Raw genomic sequence first — 20,475 nt, forward strand, 5'->3', positions numbered from 1 at the left:
ATATCCTATTTTCCGGAACCTCCTGTTATTTAAACTCTGGAATTAAAAAACTCCACAACTGTTTTGTGGAGTTTCTCTCCTATTCTTTTACATGGTGAAACTATTGTTCTTCCCCATGAACAATTGGTATAACCAAAGTTACCTTCGTATAATGACCCATTTCACTTTCATATGTTAAACCGTAGGAAGAGCCATAATATAATTGCACTCTGTTATGGACATTTCTAACACCATATCCTTCTGTTTTAGTTGTCAGAATGGACTGCAGCTTGGTCGGGTCTATTCCAGCTCCATTATCAATCACAGAAAATTCCAAAGTATTTTCTATCTTTTTTAATTTGATAATTAATTTTCCGCGATCCGAGCTTTCTTTATGATCTATACCATGATTAATAGCATTTTCTACTAATGGCTGTAAGAGTAAATTTAGCATAATGTAATGATAGACTGATTTATCCAGCTCATAATATACATCAAATGAATTCGAATGCATCAATTGCTGAATATTTATATAAGAAATCACATTTTCAAGCTCTTTTTCCACCTCTACAATACTTCTGCCTTTATTTAAAGTCGTCCGATAAAAAGTGGATAGATGCTGCGCCATCTGACTGATATCCTCTTGCTCTGCCATAATAGCCTTACTATTAATTAATGAAAGACTATTGTAGAAAAAATGCGGATTGATTTGTGCCTGCAAGGCTTTCATCTCATATTCCTGCTGAGCAATTTTGCTTTTATATACCTGATCGATCATATCGTTTAATTTATTGACCATATTTCCAAATTGTTTGATCAGGTTCCCAATCTCATCCGTACCGCTATTAAAGACAGATACCGTCAAATCTCCCTTTTCTATCTTTTCCATATTTTTCGACAGCTTTTCCAGCGGTCTAACCACTACTTTTGCCAGCAGGTAAATAGATACGGCCATAATTGCAATGCTTAAAAAGATAACTAATACAACCGTTATTCTCATCGGAAGCGTAGCAGCAGAAATAATATCTGTTGGCCGATATAAATAAACAGTCCATCCATAAGAAGGTAATTCAGCCTGTTGAAGGACAAAATCAGATTCCAGTGAATCCTTATCCTCCACTAATTTTGAGGATGGGAATTGACCTGCCAGATTTGTGTCGGAAAACGTTTCGTATGAATAAACAGGTTTCTTATCGTTATCAAAAATCACGACACCATAATCCTCTTCAAATAGACTAGGCATGGAAGCAAAAAACTGTTGATAATTTATTTCCATTTGAACAATATTATTAAACGTTCTGCTTTCATCAAATATTTTATAAATCAGCTTAAATGTTTCATCATCTGATGAGGCTATCAGGTTAGGCTGATTGGAATCCATGATACTGTCAAACCAGCTATTTTGATTAATGTCTGTCAATGGCCTGAGCAATTGGCCGTATGGATTCATCTGGTTGTCCGTATAAATAGTGATAGAATCAATGTCAGTCTGTAGAGTCGGAGGGGTGACCAGCAAAGGCGCCAATGTATCATTATAAAACTTATACATTTCAAAATTGTTATTATACTCTGCTGTTAATCCATTTTTAATTTCATCATTCCATACAATTTGATTAATAATATTAACGTAATTGTTGAGTTTATAATCTATATTTAAAATAGACTGGTTTAATGCTTCAGACAGATTTTCATTCTCACGGGCAACTAACGAATCTTGTATTTGATAATACCACATACCTCCTAATGTAATAATAGGTAAGCAGCTTGCAACAATACAAATTAATAATACTTTTTTTCGGAATTTCAAATTAATAAAGCCTCGTTTAAGAAGATTCATTACATTCACTTCACCTTTATACTCTTTTCATATCCCGATATTTCTTCGGGCTGACACCGAAATGCTCTCTAAAAATCCTAATAAAATAGGAATCGTTTTTATAACCGATTGCTTTACTAATATTATTCACTTTCATATTGGTATTACTTAGTAATTCTTCTGCCTTATTCATCCTCACCTGCTTAATATATTTATTAATCCCCGACCCGGTCTCTTGTTTGAATTTATCACTTAAATATCCCGGCGTTAAATACACTATTTCCGCTAACATATCCAACCCTAAGTCCTGTTCTATATTCTCTATAATATATTGTTTCACTACATCAATAACATGCTTCGGTGAATTCTTTTCTTCTTCCAATCTCTTTACTACTTCTTTCTGCACTTTGAACAAAGTTTGCTTGATATCAGAGAAATGCTTATACGAGTAAATTAATTCAATGTATCTATTCATACTGTCTTTGCTGTATTCCGGCATTGTCTGAAAAAACAGCTGCAGCACCCGGGCGAACAAGAAGCGAAGATAACCCTGGGAAGTCTTTGTACTTTTATCGTACTTTTGAATAATTAGATTTATCTTCTTCTCTAACTCTACCGTATCCGCCTGTTGAAGTGCTCTTTCCATTTCTTCTAATAAATATTCATCTTCTTTATACTCTTGACTATCTGTTAATGGTGTATCAAGGGGATAAATAAAAACATCTGAATAGAAAAAACGATCTTTTAAGTAGCCTTCTAATTCACTATACGTTTGAGCCATTTGAACCGGACCGTTCATATGATTACTTACTGATAGAACACAGCTGATGCCATATGTTTCCTGAATTTTTTGCTGTATTTGCTTCGCAGCCTGCTTATATGTAATTAATCTCCCTGGGTTATCTTTAAATAACAGGACAATTTGAAAAGGATTCAGATTGATTACGTCATATTTACTATCTAACATGACTTTCCTTATTAACTCATAAAAATATTCATTTTCTTCTTCAAATAAACGATCCAAAAAAGCAGTATCCGAGTGAACAAGAATCATTCGATGATAATCATTCAAAAAAGCAAAGCTTAGGAAAGGATATTCATTTTGCAATACTTCTACTGGTGTTTGGTTTAATAAACGATATAGAATATGCTTTTTTATAAATTGTTGATTCGCCTCTTTTTTTTCCTGCTCGTCCTTATGTTTTCTAATATTCCCCATTACTTCTGTCATGGTCTGTTTAAATTCTTCTGGTTTAACAGGCTTTAATATATAATTATCGGCCCTTAATGTCAGCGCTCTCTTAACGAAACTGAAATCATCATGACCACTAAAAAAAATAATTTCCATATCCTCATAATGTTCTCTTGCCTTTGCTGCTAATTCCATTCCATCTACAAAAGGCATTTTCACATCAGTCAGCAAAATATCAGCAGGCCTTCTCATCAACTCTTCCAATGCTTCTCTCCCATTTGCCGCTTCTACTATTTCTAATTCGAAATCAAATTTTTTTAACAGAAAACGAATGACGCTTCTTTCATCTTTCTCATCATCCACAATTAGAATACGACTCATAGCATGAATCTCCTTTATTAAAATTTCATTGTCTTTCAAGATTACTTGGCGCTTATTCAGACTCTATGATTTAACCATAATAATATTGCAAATACAATAGCTTGTTTAAAAGAGACTTTACAGCCGCTTTTACTTCCTAAAAAACACATTAAATATTTCTGTCATACAATTTTCAAAAAATCTTCACTAGACTTATCTTCTGGAAATTCACGTTTCATAATTTGAATTTTTTACAATTTATATCGGATATTGTCTAACAGTATATCATATGCTAAAAAGGAGTATCCGAATTTTTAAAACAGCTGTTTAAGGTAAGAAATTCTATAAAGACTAAGAAGTCTATTCCATCTTTTGTATATAATTTAGAACTCAGATTAATTAAATTTCAAAAAATAACCCCCGTCAAAAATAGAATGACGGGGGTTTCGGGCAAGGAATGATATTAAACTTGGATAAATGCTGAAAGAACGGTCTAATCATGATGATACGATTTTAAAAATTAAGTGGATAGTAGACCCAAAAACTGCAGCTTAATATTCCCTGATACTTTAATACTCAAATGTCATACTGCAAAAACACATCTAACATTTTCCCGTTTTTTTACGTAAGAATGCTTTCCGATGCTTTTTCGTCAATCTTTTTAATAACACTGGCCGGATTTCCGCCTACAACTACATTATCCGGCACATCTTTTGTTACGACTGCACCTGATGCAATAACGGCATTATCTCCAACAGTCACTCCAGGGTTAATTACCGCACTTCCTCCAATCCATACATTATTTCCAAAAGTAATCGGCTTTGCAAATTCTTTTCCAGAATTACGCTCCATTGAATCAATTGGGTGGGTTGCAGTATAAATTTGAACTCCCGGTGCAAGCAGGCAATTATCTCCAAATCGAACTTCACATACATCTAAAATAGTACAATCAAAGTTTGCGAAAAAGTTTTCTCCTACATGCGTGTTATATCCATAATCAAACCTTATATTTGGCTCCATATAGACGTTTTCTCCGGTTGAACCAAGTAATTCCTTCAATAATTTTGTTCGCTTTTCTTCTTCTGTTTCCAAAGTTTGATTATATATTCGAACCTTTCCCCGCGCTTCTTTACGATCCTTTTGTAAAACGGGGTCCTCAGGATTATACATCTCTCCAGCTATCATTTTTTCTTTTTCTGTTTTCATATTCATTTGCTCATTCACTCTCTTTTCTTGAATACAGAATACAATCAATCTATTCTTTTAATTATTTTTGCAGGATTCCCACCAACTAACACGTTATCGGGTACATCTTTTGTAACGATGGAACCTGAAGCAATCACAGCATTATTTCCTATTGTGACACCTGGATTTATAACAGATCTTCCGCCAATCCATACATTATGACCAATGAATACCGGAATTCCATATTCAGCACCGGATATCCTTTCCTCCGCATCCAGGGGATGGCTTGCGGTATAAATATGAACTCCCGGTGCAATAAAGCAGTTGTCTCCTATACGAATTTCACATACATCCAGGAATACACAATCATAATTAGCATAAAAATTTTCACCGACATGTATATTATAGCCATAATCACATTGAAACGGCGGTCGTACACTTAGATTATTTCCAGTAGTGCCAAACATATCTTTTAATAATGCACTTCTAATATTTCCGTCTTCTTCATGTGAGTCATTGAATAATCTTGTCATTTTTCTTGCATACTGTCTTTCACCGCTTAATTCCGGTTCGGCAGCATCATATAGCTCTCCACACAACATCTTTTCCTTTTCTGTCTTCATCATCTCTTCTCCCCACAAGAAAAATTATATGAATAAAAAGCGTACTTGAAGTTATTCCAGCTATACCGTCAATTCTATGAGATTACCTTCAGGGTCTTCTATGACACTTTCGTAATAGCCATCCCCAGTAACACGCGGGCCATTTACGAGAGAGTAGCCATCATTTTTTAATCTGTCAGTCATTTGGTCAACGAGCTCCCTGTCCCCCAGTGAAATAGCAATATGAGCCCAGCCCAGATGCTCTGTTGAGCTTGCTTTATCAATGCCTGATTTACGCATAATTTCTAAGCGTGCAGAATCATCAAATGTTAAAAAATAAGACTCAAATTCCTTCTTTTTATTATGATACTTAGCACTTGTGCTTACTTGAAAATATGTTTCATAGAAATTCTTCATCTTTTCTAAATCCTTGACCCAAATTGCCACATGTTCTATTTTCATCCTTTTTCCTCTCCTTTTTCAGACTGTCACTTTTATCATGAGATCGAGTCCAAGACTTTGTAATCCATATAGATAATCTTGTTTCCAATCGCTTATCGCAAGGTCGGGGAGATGCTCAGACGGAATATATCCTGAGCTGCACTCTCCAATTTTGTTTAATATCCCCATTTCTACTTCTTCGTTACAAAAAATAATCATATGAGGGTTTATGATGGCTGTAAATGATGCGATCAGTCTGCTTATGACATCAACCATATAATCTTTATGTACCGGTAAAGTATCTTTTTTATTTTTACTTAAAGACTGCCAAAAACGCTTATCATCATATTGGGGCACGAATGAAATTTCTCCTGAAAAGTTCGTGCTGCCCCGCAAAACAGTGCCATTAACTATTGTTCCAGCACCTGGCCCATTTTTACCTAAGTATAAATAGACAACTGATTTATTTTCTTTGATTTTCAAACGATTATAATATCCCAGCACTGCTGCATTCATATCATTCTCTACCACTACAGGAATGGAGAAATAATCCTCCAGATATCCTTTTAAATCAACGTTTTGAAGATGTTCATAATCCGGAATATAGAATATACGCTCACTGTCAACAGACCCCGGTACTCCAATGGATAAAGAACTGATTTTCTGATATTGCTTTGTTATGTCATGAATGCATTGGGTGAATGAATGTAAATCAGCTATACCCGAATTTGTTCCTATATCTTTTAATTCTCCATAACAATTAAAAACAATATAATTTATTTCTTTTTCCTCCAGAAAAACTGCCAATCCTAACATATGCTCCGGGTTATATTTATAGCGCTTTGCTCTTCTTCCGCCACTTGAGTTATCAAGCCCTGCAGACAGAATTTCCCCCTCTTTCTCCATTTGCGTAAGAAACTTGCTTATGGTAGGGAAGCTTATTTTTAAATAATCGTTCAGCTCAACCTTTGTAGCACTTCCTAATTCTAAAAGAGCTCTTCGGATACTTATCTGAATTGCTTTCTTCATAGATTTTGGAGTGGGCTCCATGATTCACAATGCCTCCTATATCGCACACTTATTTAATCCGTTTAAAAAGTAACTATAGACTTATTAAAGTTCTTTAATAAGTCTATAGTTATGATAATAGCAAATAAAATTTCAGGAAGCAAACGGCTTTATCCATCTTTTTATTTCATATAAGGAGACCAGCCTGTACAGTAAAGTGAAGTACTATTCCATGCTGTCCTGATACTCCTCGTACATTGCTTCCCAATGTTTTTTATCTTCTTCTGTAATTTCCCTGTGTACTCTGCAAGGATTTCCTAAAGCGATAACATTTTTTGGAATGCTTCTTGTTACAACAGATCCTGAACCGATAATGCTTCCTTCGCCTATCGTTACTCCAGGATTAATGACAACATCTCCAGCTATCCAAACATTATCCTCTATCATAACTGGCAGTGCATATTCTAAACTCGTATTCCTTCCATCCTGATCAATTGGATGAAGAGCAGTGTATATGCTCACTCTCGGTCCGATAGCAACATTGCTGCCGATGTGAATCTCATTTAGATCCAGAAAAATACAATTAAAATTGCAAAAGAAATTCTCTCCCACATGGATATGTGCACCATGACTGCAATAAAAAGGCGGTTTGACAGTATAAATTTCTCCTGTGCTTCCAAATAGTTGTTTAATTAAACTTTTTCTCTCAGCATTCTCTTCCTCGGTGGTCTGATTAAAAAGTCTGGATAAGTACCTCCCTTTATTTTTCATGCTTTGAATTTTATCATCTGGTTTATACAGCTTTCCAGCCAGTAAATTTTGATATTGTTTAGACATAGCAGCCTCCTTTAAATACTTTCTCCATGAAAGTTTAGCATAAAAATGGCATTCCACGGGGAGATTATGACTCCTATGAAATGCCATTTATTTAGATTAGTAAAATCTTATTGTTCGGGATTCGGCAGTTCAAAATGTGTTTCCTGGTCTGACATAAATTCATATTTTAATACAAATGTATCTGCGTAATTAATATCCGTTAAGTATACTAAATGCCCGGTCAGCTCTTCACCAGGAGCTAATTCTTCATCTCCAGCTGCAAAGAATTCATCATTAGAAATATCTCCACCATTCTCATCTATTGCTGAAAAATTGGCGGAAAACATTTGATTTGGCACATAAGCTTCCTCCGATATATTTTTTATGGTTACATCAACAACTGCAAATCTGTCTTCTTCTCTTGCTCCGATAAGGTAATCTTCGATAGGTGTTTCATCTACTTCTCGAGTTAACTGAAAATCATTTACTGTTACCTCATAGTCAAACCCATATAAATCACTTGTAATCGTAGCCGTTTTCCCAATCTGATATGTAGGTTTTTCTTCTTCCGCTTCTAAAGCCGCTGTATCTGTTTTTTCTGTTGTATCTGTATTGTCTGTTTTTTGAGTTTCTGTATTCTTTTCCCCATTACTACATGCTGTCAGTACTAAGCAAATTAACGCTAAAAATATGAACTTCTTCAATAAAACTCCTCCTAATTTTTCTACGGTTAAAATAGTATTACCCCACAATAATTGTACCAAAACAAATATGAATAACAAGTGATTATTGTACCAATAATAAGCTTCCTTTAGAGCCAGAACATAGCCGATATATTTTAAGATTAACGCACTACTGTAAATAAAAACTGCATTTCAAAGGAGAACATCAAAGCTCCCATGAAATGCAGTTTCATTTTAAATTTTGTTATTTCAATTTCCCGCCAAATACAGGCATATCACTCGCTTCACCGTAATCTTCAATGCGCTCTACATTTTTCAAAGCTTCCATGTCCTCATCTGAAATAGTAAAGTCCACTTCAGCATTATTTTTCATATGCTCTGGATTAGCCGTTTTAGGCAATGGCAGTAAGCCAAGCTGCAGTGTATAGCGGATACTTAATTGCGGTATGGAAACACCATACTTTTCTGCGATAGCTGCGACTTTCTCATTTTTAAACAGCTCCCCGTGAGCAATTGGGGAATAAGCCTCCACTAGAATCCCCTGTTCCTGTGTATATGCAATTAAATCAAATGGTGTATTGCTGATATGCGCTAAAATCTGATTTACCATCGGCTTAACGGAGCAATTACTGAGAATGTTATCTAAATCCTCTTTTTGAAAATTAGATACTCCAATGGCACGAAGCTTTCCTGCCTGATAAGCTTCTTCAAGAGCCCGCCAAGCTTCTCTGTTTCCTTCAAAGAAACGGTCTTCTTCCGCAAAGTCTGCCCATGGCTGCGGGCTGTGGATAATCATCATGTCAATATAATCAAGATTCAATGTTTCCAGTGATTGATTAATCGATGAAACAGCCTCTTCATATGACTTCACTTCTGCAGCAAGCTTTGTCGTAATGAATAAATCTTCCCTGTTCACACCACAATTTTTAATTCCTTGGCCAATGCCACTTTCATTTCCGTATGCCTGCGCTGTATCAATATGACGGTAACCTGATTTTACAGCGTCTGTTACTGCCTGGGCAGCATCTTTATCCTCAATAAACCATGTTCCAAGACCTAATTTAGGAATTTCAATTCCATTGGACAGCTGATAATTTTCGTTTAAAATCATTTGAACATCTCCTTTGATAAAATGAATAAACTATTTTTGTCTATCCATTTTGAAGGTTATTATAGTACCTAGAGTGGACTTTAGGTCAACCGTTTTGTTTTAAACAGTTTAAAATGTCAATATACATTGGATAAGAGCACATTACGTCAAAAAAATCCGGATATAATTTGATAGTATCTTTTCCTGTTCCCTTTTTTTATCTAGAAGAAACTTTAATCGTTTCATCCATTATCAAATGGATATCAGATTAAAAAATAGCAGCATTTCAATTTCTATTGCACAAAGAAATTCACATTCCATATTCCAAAAAATACAAGCCCACAAAGGCATGAATGCAAACTTTCTCTCATATTATGTTTTAGAGGTGAGATAATGGGAAGAATAGCTTACCGGGATGCAGACGTAGACTTAATGGCAAGGATGATGAGAGCAGAAGCTGAGGGCGAAGGAAAACAAGGAATGCTTTATGTGGGAAATGTTATTGTTAACCGCGTCGTAGCAGATTGTGGTGATTTTGTTGATTTAAGAACAGTTGATGACGTCATTTTTCATGTACAAGGAGGAAATTACTCTTTTGAAGCTGTTCAAAAAGGAAATATGTTTTATCAAAGAGCAAGGGAAGCTGAAAAAAAATTAGCAAGACAGACTTTGGAAAGCTGGAGAAACCACCCGGCAAAATATGCTCTTTGGTACTTTAATCCATATGCACCGTGTCCACCAACATGGTATGACCAGCCATTTTCCGGTCAATTTATGGATCATTGTTTTTATGAACCGGCCCCTGGAACATGCGAAAGTGTTTATATGGGGTAAGAGGTTTGCTTTTTGGTGCTTATTTTTCAATAAAAACTGGATGAATGGTTTTCTGTGAACAGCGTATTTAATGATGCAATTGGAACCGGATTAATTAAACATGATTATATTCAAAGAATTGTTGATGTATAAAGAAAAATAACCCCTGCCAAGAATTAATTTGGCAGGGGTTTTAATAAGAAATAATATCGTTTTTCAACTTATTTTTTTAATTCTAAGTATGGATGAATTTAAATTCTCTAAATTGACATATCGTGAAAGTTCGATATATAATAACCATCATGGAACCGATTGATGTTTTTAAGGCGTTATCAAATGAAACTCGGCTTAACATTTTGAAATGGTTGAAGGAACCGGAGAAGCATTTCCCTAAACAAGGTGCTCATTTGCCAAAGGGAGTTAGCGTTAAAGGAGGAGTATGTGTAGGAGATATCCAGGAAAAAGCGAAAGCTTCTCAATCTACGGTTTCCCAATACCTGAATATGATGCAAAATGCAGGTCTCTTAGAATCTGTTCGTTATGGTCAATGGACTTATTATCGGCGAAACGAAGAAACATTATCTCGTTTAGCTGAATATTTTAAAACGGAAATCTAAGCTGATTATAGGTTTCTGTTTTTTTACGTCATTATATCGGTTATTCTAGATATTCAAATATATTGATTTAGGAGGTTAATATTTCATGCGTTACTTAGCATATATTTTAGCAGTATTAGCGGGGGCAGCGCTCAGCTTTGAAAGTGCAATATACGGGCAACTTGGAGAAACAATAGGAGAACTTGAAACCAGTTTTTATAACTTCTTTATGGGCACACTCATCATGGGATTATTATGGTTATTCTTCGGAAAAGGGAGGCTTTCCTATGCGATGGAAGCACCTAAATGGTCCCTTCTTGGAGGAATCCTGGGAGTTGTCTATTTAACAGCTATCGTTATTAGTGTTCCTTTTGTCGGTGTTGGTATAACAATGGTTACAGTAATTATCGGCCAGCTGATTATGAGTATGGTTATTGAACATTTTGGCTGGTTCGGGATTAAACAAACCAGTATTAATAAAGAAAAAATATTTGCAGTTATTTCCATGATTATTGCATTGATATTAATTAACTAGGAGGTATCATAATGGATATATTAATGATTCTATTTACTTTATTAGGTGGTATCACATTAAGTGCACAATCATCTGTCCAAGGAACATTCAGCCGGAAAGCCGGAACAATTGAAACAACATTTTTAACCATGCTAACCGGGTTAGTGTTTCTAACCATTATTGTTATATTTTTCGGTCAAGGTAATGTACTTGGGATACTTTCAGCACCAGTATGGCAGTTAAGTGCAGCTTTTTTAGGTACGGGGTTCTTAATTCTATCCGTCATAGCTGTTCCAAGAATTGGGGTCATAGCAACCAATGTTGCCGTTATCAGCGGACAGCTTGCAATTAGCATGATGATCGATCATTTTGGCTGGTTCGATAGTTTAGTAATATCCTTCGACTGGAAGCGGCTTGCTGCGATGCTATTTATGATTATTGCTGTTTTTTTCATTTACCAAGGTAATAAACGCTCCAGCATGGAAGCTAATTCATAAACTTTACTTCAATGAAACAATATAAATTCATAAAAAAAGAGTCCGCATGGACATTCCATCCTGACCAGGCAGAGGAAAATGAGCTTATTCTTTTACTTCATGCAAAAATCGGTATCAAAAAGAGGAAATGATGAATTCAGCTTTTTGACGCTGATTTGCATGAAGTTTTTTATATCAATCTCCTATAGAGAGTTTTTTACATTATTTTGTTAACTTCTGAAGAAGTATGTCCTTCCTTTTACTGTTATTTCCACCATCACTTGAAATAATAAATACAGGAAATCACTAAAAAACACCTCATTTTCGTCGATTTTGTGAAAAACTGAACAAAAGGATTGCAAAAACGAACATTTAGTATATTATAAAAGTATATATTGTGAACTATTTCACAAACAAATAATTCATGATCAAATAATTTACTTGAAGAGGTGTGTAAAATGGCAAAAATTTTAGTAGCAGGAGAAATACCGCAAAAAGGATTAGATATATTAAAGGATCATGAGGTAGAAGTATTTCCAGGAGAAAAGTTAATATCTCAGGATGAGTTAAAGAAGCGTATAACAGATAAGGATGCACTTTTAAGTTTACTTTCAACCCCTGTCGGCCAAGAAATTATTGACCAGGCACCGAATTTAAAAATCATTGCAAATTATGGAGCAGGCTTTAATAACATTGATTTTGAATATGCAGCTTCAAAAGCCATTCCTGTAACTAACACACCGATAGCTTCTACTAATGCAACTGCAGAATTAACTTTTTCTCTTCTATTAGCAGCAGCCAGAAGAGTGGTAGAAGGTGATGAGGTTTGCCGTACGGTTGGATTTAACGGATGGGCTCCTCTTTATTTCCGTGGCCGTGAAGTATCAGGGAAAACCATTGGTATTATCGGATTTGGCCAGATCGGTCAAGCCGTTGCTAAAAGAGCTCTAGGATTTGGAATGAAGGTTTTATACTCAGATATTAAACAACAGTCATCTGAAGTGGAGAATGCACTGGATGCAACCTATGTATCCCTTGAAGACTTATTGTCACAGTCTGATTTTGTTACAATTAATTCCGCCTATAACCCAAGTATGAAGCATATGATTAGCACGGAACAATTAGAATTGATGAAACCGACTGCTTACTTAATCAATTGTGCCCGTGGCCCGATTGTTGAAGAAGCAGCATTAATAAAAGCTTTAGAAGAAAAAGTAATTGAAGGTGCAGCTCTTGATGTATTTGAGTTTGAGCCTGAGATTGGAGAAGGTCTAAAGAATTTAAAGAATGTGGTATTAACTCCCCATATCGGTAATGCGACCTTTGAAACACGTGATGCAATGGCTGAGATGGCAGCAGGTAATATATTTAAAGCATTGGGTGGCGAGGAACCATCTTATGTTATCAATGAAGTAGTAAAATAATACAGCATTCTTATAGTAGTGAGCGGGACATTTAATGTTCCCCTCACGAACTATTTTTTTAATGTATGCGTCCTTACCAAAATAGAAGAATAATAGATTAAAACTTCTCAACAACATGAAAGGGTGAAAACCTATGGAATGGTTTCACAATTATGCAGCCCTTAACGACCATATCGTCCTGACAGCACTTGTCGTTGCAATCCCGATTTTTTTCTTAATCTGGGCATTAACCATTAAGAAAATGAAAGGTCATATTGCTGCTTCACTTACTCTAGTATTAGCAATTATTATTGTTGTCTTAGTTTATCAAATGCCAGTTTCCAAAGCTGTTTCAGCCGCTTTATTGGGAATTACCAATGGTTTATTTCCTATTGGCTGGATTATTTTAGCAGCAGTATTCCTTTATAACCTTACAGTAAAATCAGGAAAATTTGATATTATTAAAGCTTCTATATCATCTCTTTCAGAGGATAGAAGAATCCAGGTTCTATTAATTGCCTTCAGTTTTTCAGCGTTTTTAGAAGGTGTCGCAGGACAAGGAGCTCCTGTTGCAATTGCAGCTGCGATGTTAATTGGACTTGGATTTGATCCATTAAAAGCTGCTATCATCTGCTTGATAGCCAACGTACCTCCTGTTCCTTTTGGTCCAGTAGGAACGCCGACTATCATGTTATCGACCGTTACTGAAATAGATGTATTGAAAATAACTCAAAGTGTCGGCGCCCAAGTGACTATCATTTCTATCATCATACCTATTTTTATGATGTTAGTAATGGTTGGATGGAAGAAAACTGTGGAAGTCTTACCGGCAGTACTTGTTACAGGTGTCAGCTTTGCAATTCCGTATTTTCTCATTACTCAATTTGTGGGACCGGAGCTTCCTAGTATCATTTCTTCCATTATATCTTTAATTAGCTTAGCCGTATTCTTAAGATTTTGGAAGCCAAAGACCATTTACCGCTTTGAAAATGATAAAGAAGATGCTGCTTCCAATGCTAAAAAATATTCAGCAAAGGAAATTATGGTAGCCTGGTCTCCATTTATTATCTTGATGGTGGTTATGTTCATTTGGAGTACACCTGGATTTAAAGGCTTAATCAATGATTTAGAATGGTTTGTTTTGTTAGAAACCTGGCCAGGTTTGGATAATGTATTCCAGGCTGCACCAATCGTAACAGAACCTGCTCTTTATACAGCTAATTATAAATGGGAATTTATTTCAGCAGCAGGATCAGCCATTATGCTGACAGCGATTATTACGCTATTTGTTTTACGTATTAAGCCAAGAACTGCTATAAAGGTTTTAGGCCAAACAGCAAATCAGCTAAAATTTACATTTGTTTCAATTTCCGCTATTTTAGGCTTTGCTTATGTGGCGAACTACTCTGGACTATCCTTTACTTTAGGGTTAGCTTTTATAGAGACTGGTAAATTATTTACTATCTTCTCCCCTATTATCGGTTGGTTAGGCGTATTCTTAACAGGTTCAGTAACCAACTCAGCTGCGTTATTTGGAAAGATGCAGCAGATTACTGCAACATATTTAGAGTTGAATCCGTTATTGACTGTAGCAGCGAATCATACGGGAGCCATTATGGGGAAACTCATCTCTCCTCAATCCATTGCAGTTGCTGCTGGAGCTGCTGGTTTAGCAGGAAGGGAAAGTGAGATTTTCCGTAAAACAATGAAATATTCCTTAATGTTGCTTGGAATTGTTATCATCATTATTTTAACCCAGGCCTATCTATTCCCTGGTACATTACCAGAAATTTAACTAATCATGTGAAATAATTCACAATTTTAAAGGAGGAAAATAAAATGTCCGAAATGATTAAAGACCGTTTGTTTAAATTAGAGGAAACAGCGCAATTTGACCCTGAACAGGGAAAAAAAGTAACTTTCTATGAAACACCAAATACTTCAGGTGCCCTTTGGTGCTTAGAACCGGGGCAAGAGGTGTTCAAACACTCTCATTCCGATGGAGATGACCTTTGGATTTGTCTCCAGGGAACAGGTACTTTCTATCCAGGTAACGGTGAAGAAGTGGAAATCGAAAAAGGAGATATGATTATTTCCAAACCGGGCCAGCAACATGGAATGAAGAATACAGGGGATGAAAGATTTATCTTTGTCGGTGTAGCAGGCCCAATGCCGATGGACGTCATCCGCCATTAACATTCTCATTATATGAAAAAAATCTCTGTCCAAAATGGATGGAGATTTTTTTCACGATTAAACGTCCCTCTTCGTTATTGGATATTCCATCCAGGAATCATCCATCTGTTTTTTGTAACTCGAATAGTTACCCGTACAGGTATCAAACTTTATTAAAGGAACTACATTACTTTCCATTGTATCCCCATCAATAAAGAAGTGGCTTTGCCCATCCCAAAATACCATTCCCAAATAACTATTATCATTGGACACTTCAGCTGTTGAGATGTGCCCAGCTATGATGTCTTTATAGAATGAATTTGTTTCCGCCGGGTATTTCCATATAAATTCGTGCGGTTCTGTTGCATACTTCCATATTTAGTGTATCGAGCATAGCTTCATAACATCCATGAATATCACTGATAGCATATATCATTGTCATTTGAATGCACCTTCTCAGATTATTTATTAGTCATTGATTTGCTCTGCAGCTGTTTCTATTTTTTATATACCCTACTGTCAACAATTCTAATAGCATATTTGGATGCATAGCTGGAACAAAACTAATTTTTTACTCTGATGCCAAAGGAAAACTAATAATGACTTTAAATGTATCTCCATCAATATCTACTTTAAAATCTCCCCCGCTTACGTTCGTAAAGCTTTCCGCAATAGACAATCCCAGACCGCTCCCATCAGCCGTTCTAGCCTTATCTCCTCTATTAAATCTCTGAAGTATCTCTTCTGCTGTAAAATCTATTTCATAGGAGGCTGTATTTTTTATAGTTATTATTCCTCTGCCCTCTCTCTTTTCCATCTCTATAAATATTCGTGTTCCATTTAGCGAATACTTCAGGGCATTATCAAGCACATTTTGAATAACTCTATAAAGTTTGTTACTGTCTGCCACGATTTCTACAGATGAATCAGGAAGCTTCATTTTTATCTTATGTCCTGCTTTTTCTATGTCGTCCTCAATGTCACCTAAAATTTGTTCAATCAGTGTTTTCATATCAATCGCTTCTAAATGCAAATTTATATCTCCGCTGCTACTTTTGGCTAAATCAAACAAATCTGAAACAATATGCTTTAATCTATCCGATTTTTCACTTAGTACCTTAATATAATCTCTTGCCGTTTCTGAAAGGTTTTCTTCTTTAGACAGTAAATCTACATAACTTATAATGGACGTTAACGGTGTTTTCAAATCATGAGAAACATTAGTCACCAGCTCTATTTTCATTCTTTCCGATTTCATCTGCTCCTCTAAGCTTTCATTGAAGCCTTTGTTTATTTCATCATATGTCTTATTATTATATTTTACATACCAGTAGATAAGCACCATCTCAAGAGCTGGCGGGATGATAGCTAAAGGAGGAAGACCGAAGATGAACATGACCGTAAAAAATACTAAAATAAAACTGGCTATGATGAAAGCCAATTGCCTACGATGCAAATTCCTGGTTAATGGATATTTTGCATACCTCCTGCCATCAATAAAACCTTTTAAAAAATCTACTATTTTATCAATAATTTTATATAACAGAAAACCCTTGAGAAACCTTCTATCCTTAAGCTTTCTTACCAGTGCTAATAATCCTGCTCCAGACAATAAAGTACCAATTGCTGCTATTGTTCCAATTAGATACAGATAAAACTTATGAACCGTAGTTATTTGCAGCACATAATTGTAATAATAGTGGAGATCGGTTAAATAAATGCAGCAAATTATGACTGGCAGTACAATCAGTGCTAATAAAATTTCACTATATAATGCGTCCAGCCAATTTATTTGTAACGCTTCTTTATTTGGTTTCCTTCCTGTTACCGTAACTAAATATACGATAAGTACTAATGCTACAATAAAATATACAGCAAATTCAATTACCTGAATGTCTAATGTGTCACCAGCAACATTCCATTCCTCCTGCTTATCCTTCATATATTCATCTGGAAAGCCAATATATATGGTTACACCCTCACCAAACAAATACGTAAAATTTTCATAAACCTTTCCGTCAGATGTGACTCTGCCCTCTTTATACTCATAGACATGATTGCTGTAGTTCAGAAAATCTTCACGGCTAAAGTCTTCTCTGTTCGACTGTGTTTCTTTACCATCTGTTATATAATATATATAATTTAAGTCCTCTATTTCTAATATTTCACGATCATTAAAATGTAAGTCTACCTCACTAAAAGTATTTACCAGCTCATTCATAAATGTATTGCTTTCTTCATATGTTTCCACCATCAGCGGTTCTATATCAAATCTATTCCAATCCACATAAAACAGTTGGATGACAGCCAGCACAACCATAGCAATCACTATCAAAAAAGCTATAAATTTAGTTATTGTATTTCTGCTAAAGTTTCTCAATTTTATACCCAATACCCCACACCACCTTTAAATATTTAGGTTCTTTAGGAGTTATTTCAATTTTTTCGCGGATACGTCTTATATGGACCATGACAGTGTTTTCAACAGAATACGCAGGCTCTTTCCACACTTTCTCATAGATTTGTTCAGATGAAAAAACCATACCAGCATTCGTCATTAGAAAATCTAAAATTTTATATTCGGTAGGAGTTAAACGAATAGGATTGCCATACACGAATAATTGCTTTGATTCCTTATTGAGATTCAATCCTCCAACCACAATTTGAGAATCATTAGTGACATTGCCGATATTCCCTAAAGTGATATATCGTCTCAGCTGGCTTTTTACTCTGGCAACCAGTTCATCTGGATTAAATGGTTTTGTTATATAATCGTCTGCTCCCATCGATAATCCCAGTATTTTATCACTGTCCTCTGACTTTGCTGATATAATAATAATTGGTATATTTTTTTCCTCTCTAATTTTCAAAGTAGTAGAAAGACCATCCAGCTTTGGCATCATAACGTCCAGGAGTATTAATTGAATATCATGCTGAACTAAGGCATCCAATGCTTCTAACCCATTGAAAGCCTTCATAACTTTAAATCCTTCCATCGTCAGAAGCTTATCTAGTGCATTTGCTATTTCCTTGTCATCGTCCACAACTAATATGTTCGCACCTTCCATAACGTACCTCCTATAACCTATATATCTACAATAACGATTTAATCTTTCAATCATATGTATATAAATCTTACAAATTTCTTAATATACTAAATGAATTATACCTTGAAGCAGGTTAATCGGATAGGTTATTTCCAGGAATGCTTACATTTTGATAAGCTTACGACTTCAAAAAATTTACAGCACTTATGTCACTATTTCTCCCCATATAAAATATTGAGCAGGGGTAACCCTGCTCAATAAACCATTCAACCCAAGCTGTCTCTCCATTAGCTCGATTATTTTATCTCTATAGATTTCAGTCAATTTTCCTTTTAATACACCACCTCCATATGTTTCATATCAATAATTCATCAAAATAACTCTAAAGTACTGCGGATAAAATACATTAATTCATATTCACTTACACCATATGGCCAAGCTCTGGTTCAAGTCGGTACAAATTGTGCTCGATAAACTTGAACAATAGCTATATTTTTACCAATAGATTAATCCGTTTGGATAAAGAAACATTTTCTTGTTTAAATTTTTGAAATTTGAATTAAAAACCGTCCTACACCTTCTAACGGTACCAGATAGAATTTTTATATGCTTAGTCCGTTTCAGTTAGCTTTTAATTGAGGTATATAAATGAAAAATAAAATATCCTGATACCATGCTTCGGTTATCAGGATATTTTACTATCTACTTATGCTGTTTTAGTAGTCCTTCTAAAACATTTACTTCACATCGTACATATTATATGCCAACAGCTAAAATACTAAGTCACTCCTAATCTGCAGCTTCCATAAACAGCTGAATTATCTCTATCCAATCAATCCTTCATTACTAACCCATTATTAGCAATTAACTCCTGATACCAATAGAAGGAATCTTTCTTGTAGCGTTTTAATGAGCCATTTCCATTGTTATCTCTGTCTACATAAAGAAATCCATAGCGTTTACGCATTTCACCAGTCGTAAATGATATAGGATCTATACATCCCCATACTGTATACCCCATAACATCTGCACCATCTTCTTCTATTGCCAGCTGCATCTGTTTAATATGTTCCGTTAAATATTCCATTCTCTCTTTGTCATGAATGCTTCCATCTTCAAACTGGTCTGCATATCCAAAGCCATTTTCCACAATGAAAATGGGTAACTCATAGCGATTGGCCAATAGATTCAAATAGTATCGCAGACCTTTGGGATCAATAGTCCATCCCCATTCGGTTGTTTCTGCCATTGGATTCTCTACTAATACCTCACTGCCAAGTAATTTATCATTTAGCCGTTTAGCTTCCGGGCGTGTAGAAACTGTATTGCTCAAATAATAAGTCATACCGATAAAATCAACCGTTCCTTCTGACAAACACATTAAATCTTCTTCCGTTACATCAATAGAATATCCGCTATTTTCCCAACTTTTCCATACTTTTTTGGAATAGTGCCCTCTCACTTGAACATCTGTGAAGAATAGCTGGTTATCATCTTCTTGTTGTGCCAGTAATATATCATTTGGATCACTTGTAAGTGGATAATTTGGTGTAGCAGCTAAAACACATCCAACTTGGAATGCAGGATTAATTTCTTTAGCCTTCTTCACTACCAACGCACCAGCTACAAACTGATAATGGGTAGCCTGGTACATGACTTCCAGTTTATTATCGTCATCCTTATATAATATGCCTGAATTGGTCCAAGCGTAAATTGGATTATCCAAAATACGCTGGTTGTTAATTTCATTAAAAGTAAGCCAATACTTCACTTTATCTTTATACCGTCTCATCACAGTAGCCGAAAAATGGACAAAGAAATCAATCAGCTTGCGGTTGCGCCATCCTCCATACTCTTTTACCAAATGATATGGCATTTCGAAATGGGATAAAGTAATAACTGGTTCAATATCATATTTTAATAACTCATCAAATAGGTTATCATAAAATTTCAAACCTGCTTCATTTGGTTCTGACTCGTCGCCATTTGGAAAAATTCTTGTCCATGCAATACTTGTTCGAAGGCATTTAAACCCCATCTCGGCAAACATTTTTATATCTTCTTTATAGTAATGGTAAAAGTCAATTCCTTCGTGGTTCGGGTAATACTCCCCATCTATCACACCATCTGTAATCTCCCGAGCTTTATCTTTGCTTCCAGCTGTCATCACATCTGCAATACTAATGCCTTTTCCTTCCAAATCCCAGGCACCTTCCACTTGATGGGCAGCAACGGCTCCTCCCCATAAAAAATCCTTATTCATAGTAATCTTCCTTTCC

21 protein-coding genes are annotated in these 20,475 nt (G+C 35.5%); 7 read left to right on the forward strand and 14 right to left on the reverse strand.

The window, feature by feature from the left end; translation table 11 throughout:
- Positions 1-100 precede the first annotated feature (100 nt).
- The 9 genes from IEX29_RS04465 to IEX29_RS04505 form a co-directional block, all read right to left on the reverse strand.
- Positions 101-1,816 (reverse strand): sensor histidine kinase, encoded by a 1,716-nt coding sequence (locus IEX29_RS04465; RefSeq protein ID WP_188733314.1) that lies wholly within the window; start codon positions 1,814-1,816, stop codon positions 101-103.
- Positions 1,817-1,832: 16 nt separating this feature from the next.
- Positions 1,833-3,368 (reverse strand): response regulator, encoded by a 1,536-nt coding sequence (locus tag IEX29_RS04470; RefSeq protein WP_188733315.1) that lies wholly within the window; start codon positions 3,366-3,368, stop codon positions 1,833-1,835.
- A gap of 600 nt (positions 3,369-3,968) precedes the next feature.
- Entirely contained in the window at positions 3,969-4,553 is a 585-nt protein-coding gene (locus IEX29_RS04475) for a sugar O-acetyltransferase (RefSeq protein WP_188733316.1), read from the reverse strand.
- Positions 4,554-4,597: 44 nt separating this feature from the next.
- Complete coding sequence (locus IEX29_RS04480) at positions 4,598-5,155, reverse strand: sugar O-acetyltransferase (protein ID WP_188733457.1); 558 nt, start codon at positions 5,153-5,155, stop codon at positions 4,598-4,600.
- A gap of 60 nt (positions 5,156-5,215) precedes the next feature.
- Entirely contained in the window at positions 5,216-5,596 is a 381-nt protein-coding gene (locus IEX29_RS04485; protein ID WP_188733317.1) for a VOC family protein, read from the reverse strand.
- An 18-nt stretch (positions 5,597-5,614) separates the two neighbouring features.
- Positions 5,615-6,625: an ROK family protein gene (locus IEX29_RS04490; protein WP_188733318.1), complete on the reverse strand. Its 1,011-nt coding sequence runs from the start codon at positions 6,623-6,625 to the stop codon at positions 5,615-5,617.
- Between the two features lie 183 nt (positions 6,626-6,808).
- Complete coding sequence (locus tag IEX29_RS04495; RefSeq protein ID WP_188733319.1) at positions 6,809-7,420, reverse strand: sugar O-acetyltransferase; 612 nt, start codon at positions 7,418-7,420, stop codon at positions 6,809-6,811.
- A gap of 107 nt (positions 7,421-7,527) precedes the next feature.
- Positions 7,528-8,103, reverse strand: coding sequence for a DUF4352 domain-containing protein (locus tag IEX29_RS04500; protein WP_188733320.1), 576 nt, complete (start codon positions 8,101-8,103; stop codon positions 7,528-7,530).
- Positions 8,104-8,326: 223 nt separating this feature from the next.
- Positions 8,327-9,193 carry an aldo/keto reductase gene (locus tag IEX29_RS04505; RefSeq protein ID WP_188733321.1) on the reverse strand — a complete coding sequence of 289 codons (867 nt, stop codon included), beginning with the start codon at positions 9,191-9,193 and terminating at the stop codon, positions 8,327-8,329.
- A 372-nt stretch (positions 9,194-9,565) separates the two neighbouring features.
- Between IEX29_RS04505 and IEX29_RS04510 the strand changes: the two genes are divergently transcribed.
- From IEX29_RS04510 to IEX29_RS04540, 7 genes are all read left to right on the forward strand, one after another.
- The gene (locus tag IEX29_RS04510) at positions 9,566-10,006 is read left to right on the forward strand and encodes a cell wall hydrolase (protein ID WP_188733322.1); all 441 of its coding nucleotides are present in this window, start codon (positions 9,566-9,568) and stop codon (positions 10,004-10,006) included.
- A 281-nt stretch (positions 10,007-10,287) separates the two neighbouring features.
- Complete coding sequence (locus tag IEX29_RS04515; RefSeq protein WP_188733458.1) at positions 10,288-10,602, forward strand: ArsR/SmtB family transcription factor; 315 nt, start codon at positions 10,288-10,290, stop codon at positions 10,600-10,602.
- 85 nt (positions 10,603-10,687) lie between these two features.
- Positions 10,688-11,116, forward strand: a complete 429-nt coding sequence (locus tag IEX29_RS04520) for a DMT family transporter (protein WP_188733323.1) — start codon at positions 10,688-10,690, stop codon at positions 11,114-11,116.
- Between the two features lie 11 nt (positions 11,117-11,127).
- Positions 11,128-11,592: a DMT family transporter gene (locus IEX29_RS04525; protein ID WP_188733324.1), complete on the forward strand. Its 465-nt coding sequence runs from the start codon at positions 11,128-11,130 to the stop codon at positions 11,590-11,592.
- Positions 11,593-12,029: 437 nt separating this feature from the next.
- Entirely contained in the window at positions 12,030-12,995 is a 966-nt protein-coding gene (locus IEX29_RS04530) for an NAD(P)-dependent oxidoreductase (RefSeq protein WP_188733325.1), read from the forward strand.
- A gap of 133 nt (positions 12,996-13,128) precedes the next feature.
- Entirely contained in the window at positions 13,129-14,769 is a 1,641-nt protein-coding gene (locus IEX29_RS04535; RefSeq protein ID WP_188733326.1) for an L-lactate permease, read from the forward strand.
- 44 nt (positions 14,770-14,813) lie between these two features.
- Complete coding sequence (locus IEX29_RS04540) at positions 14,814-15,170, forward strand: cupin domain-containing protein (RefSeq protein WP_188733327.1); 357 nt, start codon at positions 14,814-14,816, stop codon at positions 15,168-15,170.
- A gap of 57 nt (positions 15,171-15,227) precedes the next feature.
- Here the strand turns inward: IEX29_RS04540 and IEX29_RS26510 are convergent, their stop codons facing one another.
- The 5 genes from IEX29_RS26510 to IEX29_RS04555 form a co-directional block, all read right to left on the reverse strand.
- Positions 15,228-15,422, reverse strand: coding sequence for a hypothetical protein (locus tag IEX29_RS26510; RefSeq protein ID WP_229720088.1), 195 nt, complete (start codon positions 15,420-15,422; stop codon positions 15,228-15,230).
- A 34-nt stretch (positions 15,423-15,456) separates the two neighbouring features.
- The gene (locus IEX29_RS26960) at positions 15,457-15,591 is read right to left on the reverse strand and encodes a hypothetical protein (RefSeq protein WP_268239012.1); all 135 of its coding nucleotides are present in this window, start codon (positions 15,589-15,591) and stop codon (positions 15,457-15,459) included.
- Between the two features lie 129 nt (positions 15,592-15,720).
- Positions 15,721-17,541 (reverse strand): sensor histidine kinase, encoded by a 1,821-nt coding sequence (locus IEX29_RS04545; RefSeq protein ID WP_188733328.1) that lies wholly within the window; start codon positions 17,539-17,541, stop codon positions 15,721-15,723.
- The gene (locus tag IEX29_RS04550) at positions 17,516-18,217 is read right to left on the reverse strand and encodes a response regulator transcription factor (protein WP_188733329.1); all 702 of its coding nucleotides are present in this window, start codon (positions 18,215-18,217) and stop codon (positions 17,516-17,518) included. Before IEX29_RS04550 ends, IEX29_RS04545 begins: the two co-directional genes overlap by 26 nt.
- Before the next feature lie 811 nt (positions 18,218-19,028).
- The gene (locus IEX29_RS04555; RefSeq protein WP_188733330.1) at positions 19,029-20,459 is read right to left on the reverse strand and encodes a 6-phospho-beta-glucosidase; all 1,431 of its coding nucleotides are present in this window, start codon (positions 20,457-20,459) and stop codon (positions 19,029-19,031) included.
- Positions 20,460-20,475: the final 16 nt, after the last annotated feature.

The organism is Oceanobacillus neutriphilus (assembly GCF_014645515.1).
Classification (GTDB): domain Bacteria; phylum Bacillota; class Bacilli; order Bacillales; family Amphibacillaceae; genus Oceanobacillus; species Oceanobacillus neutriphilus.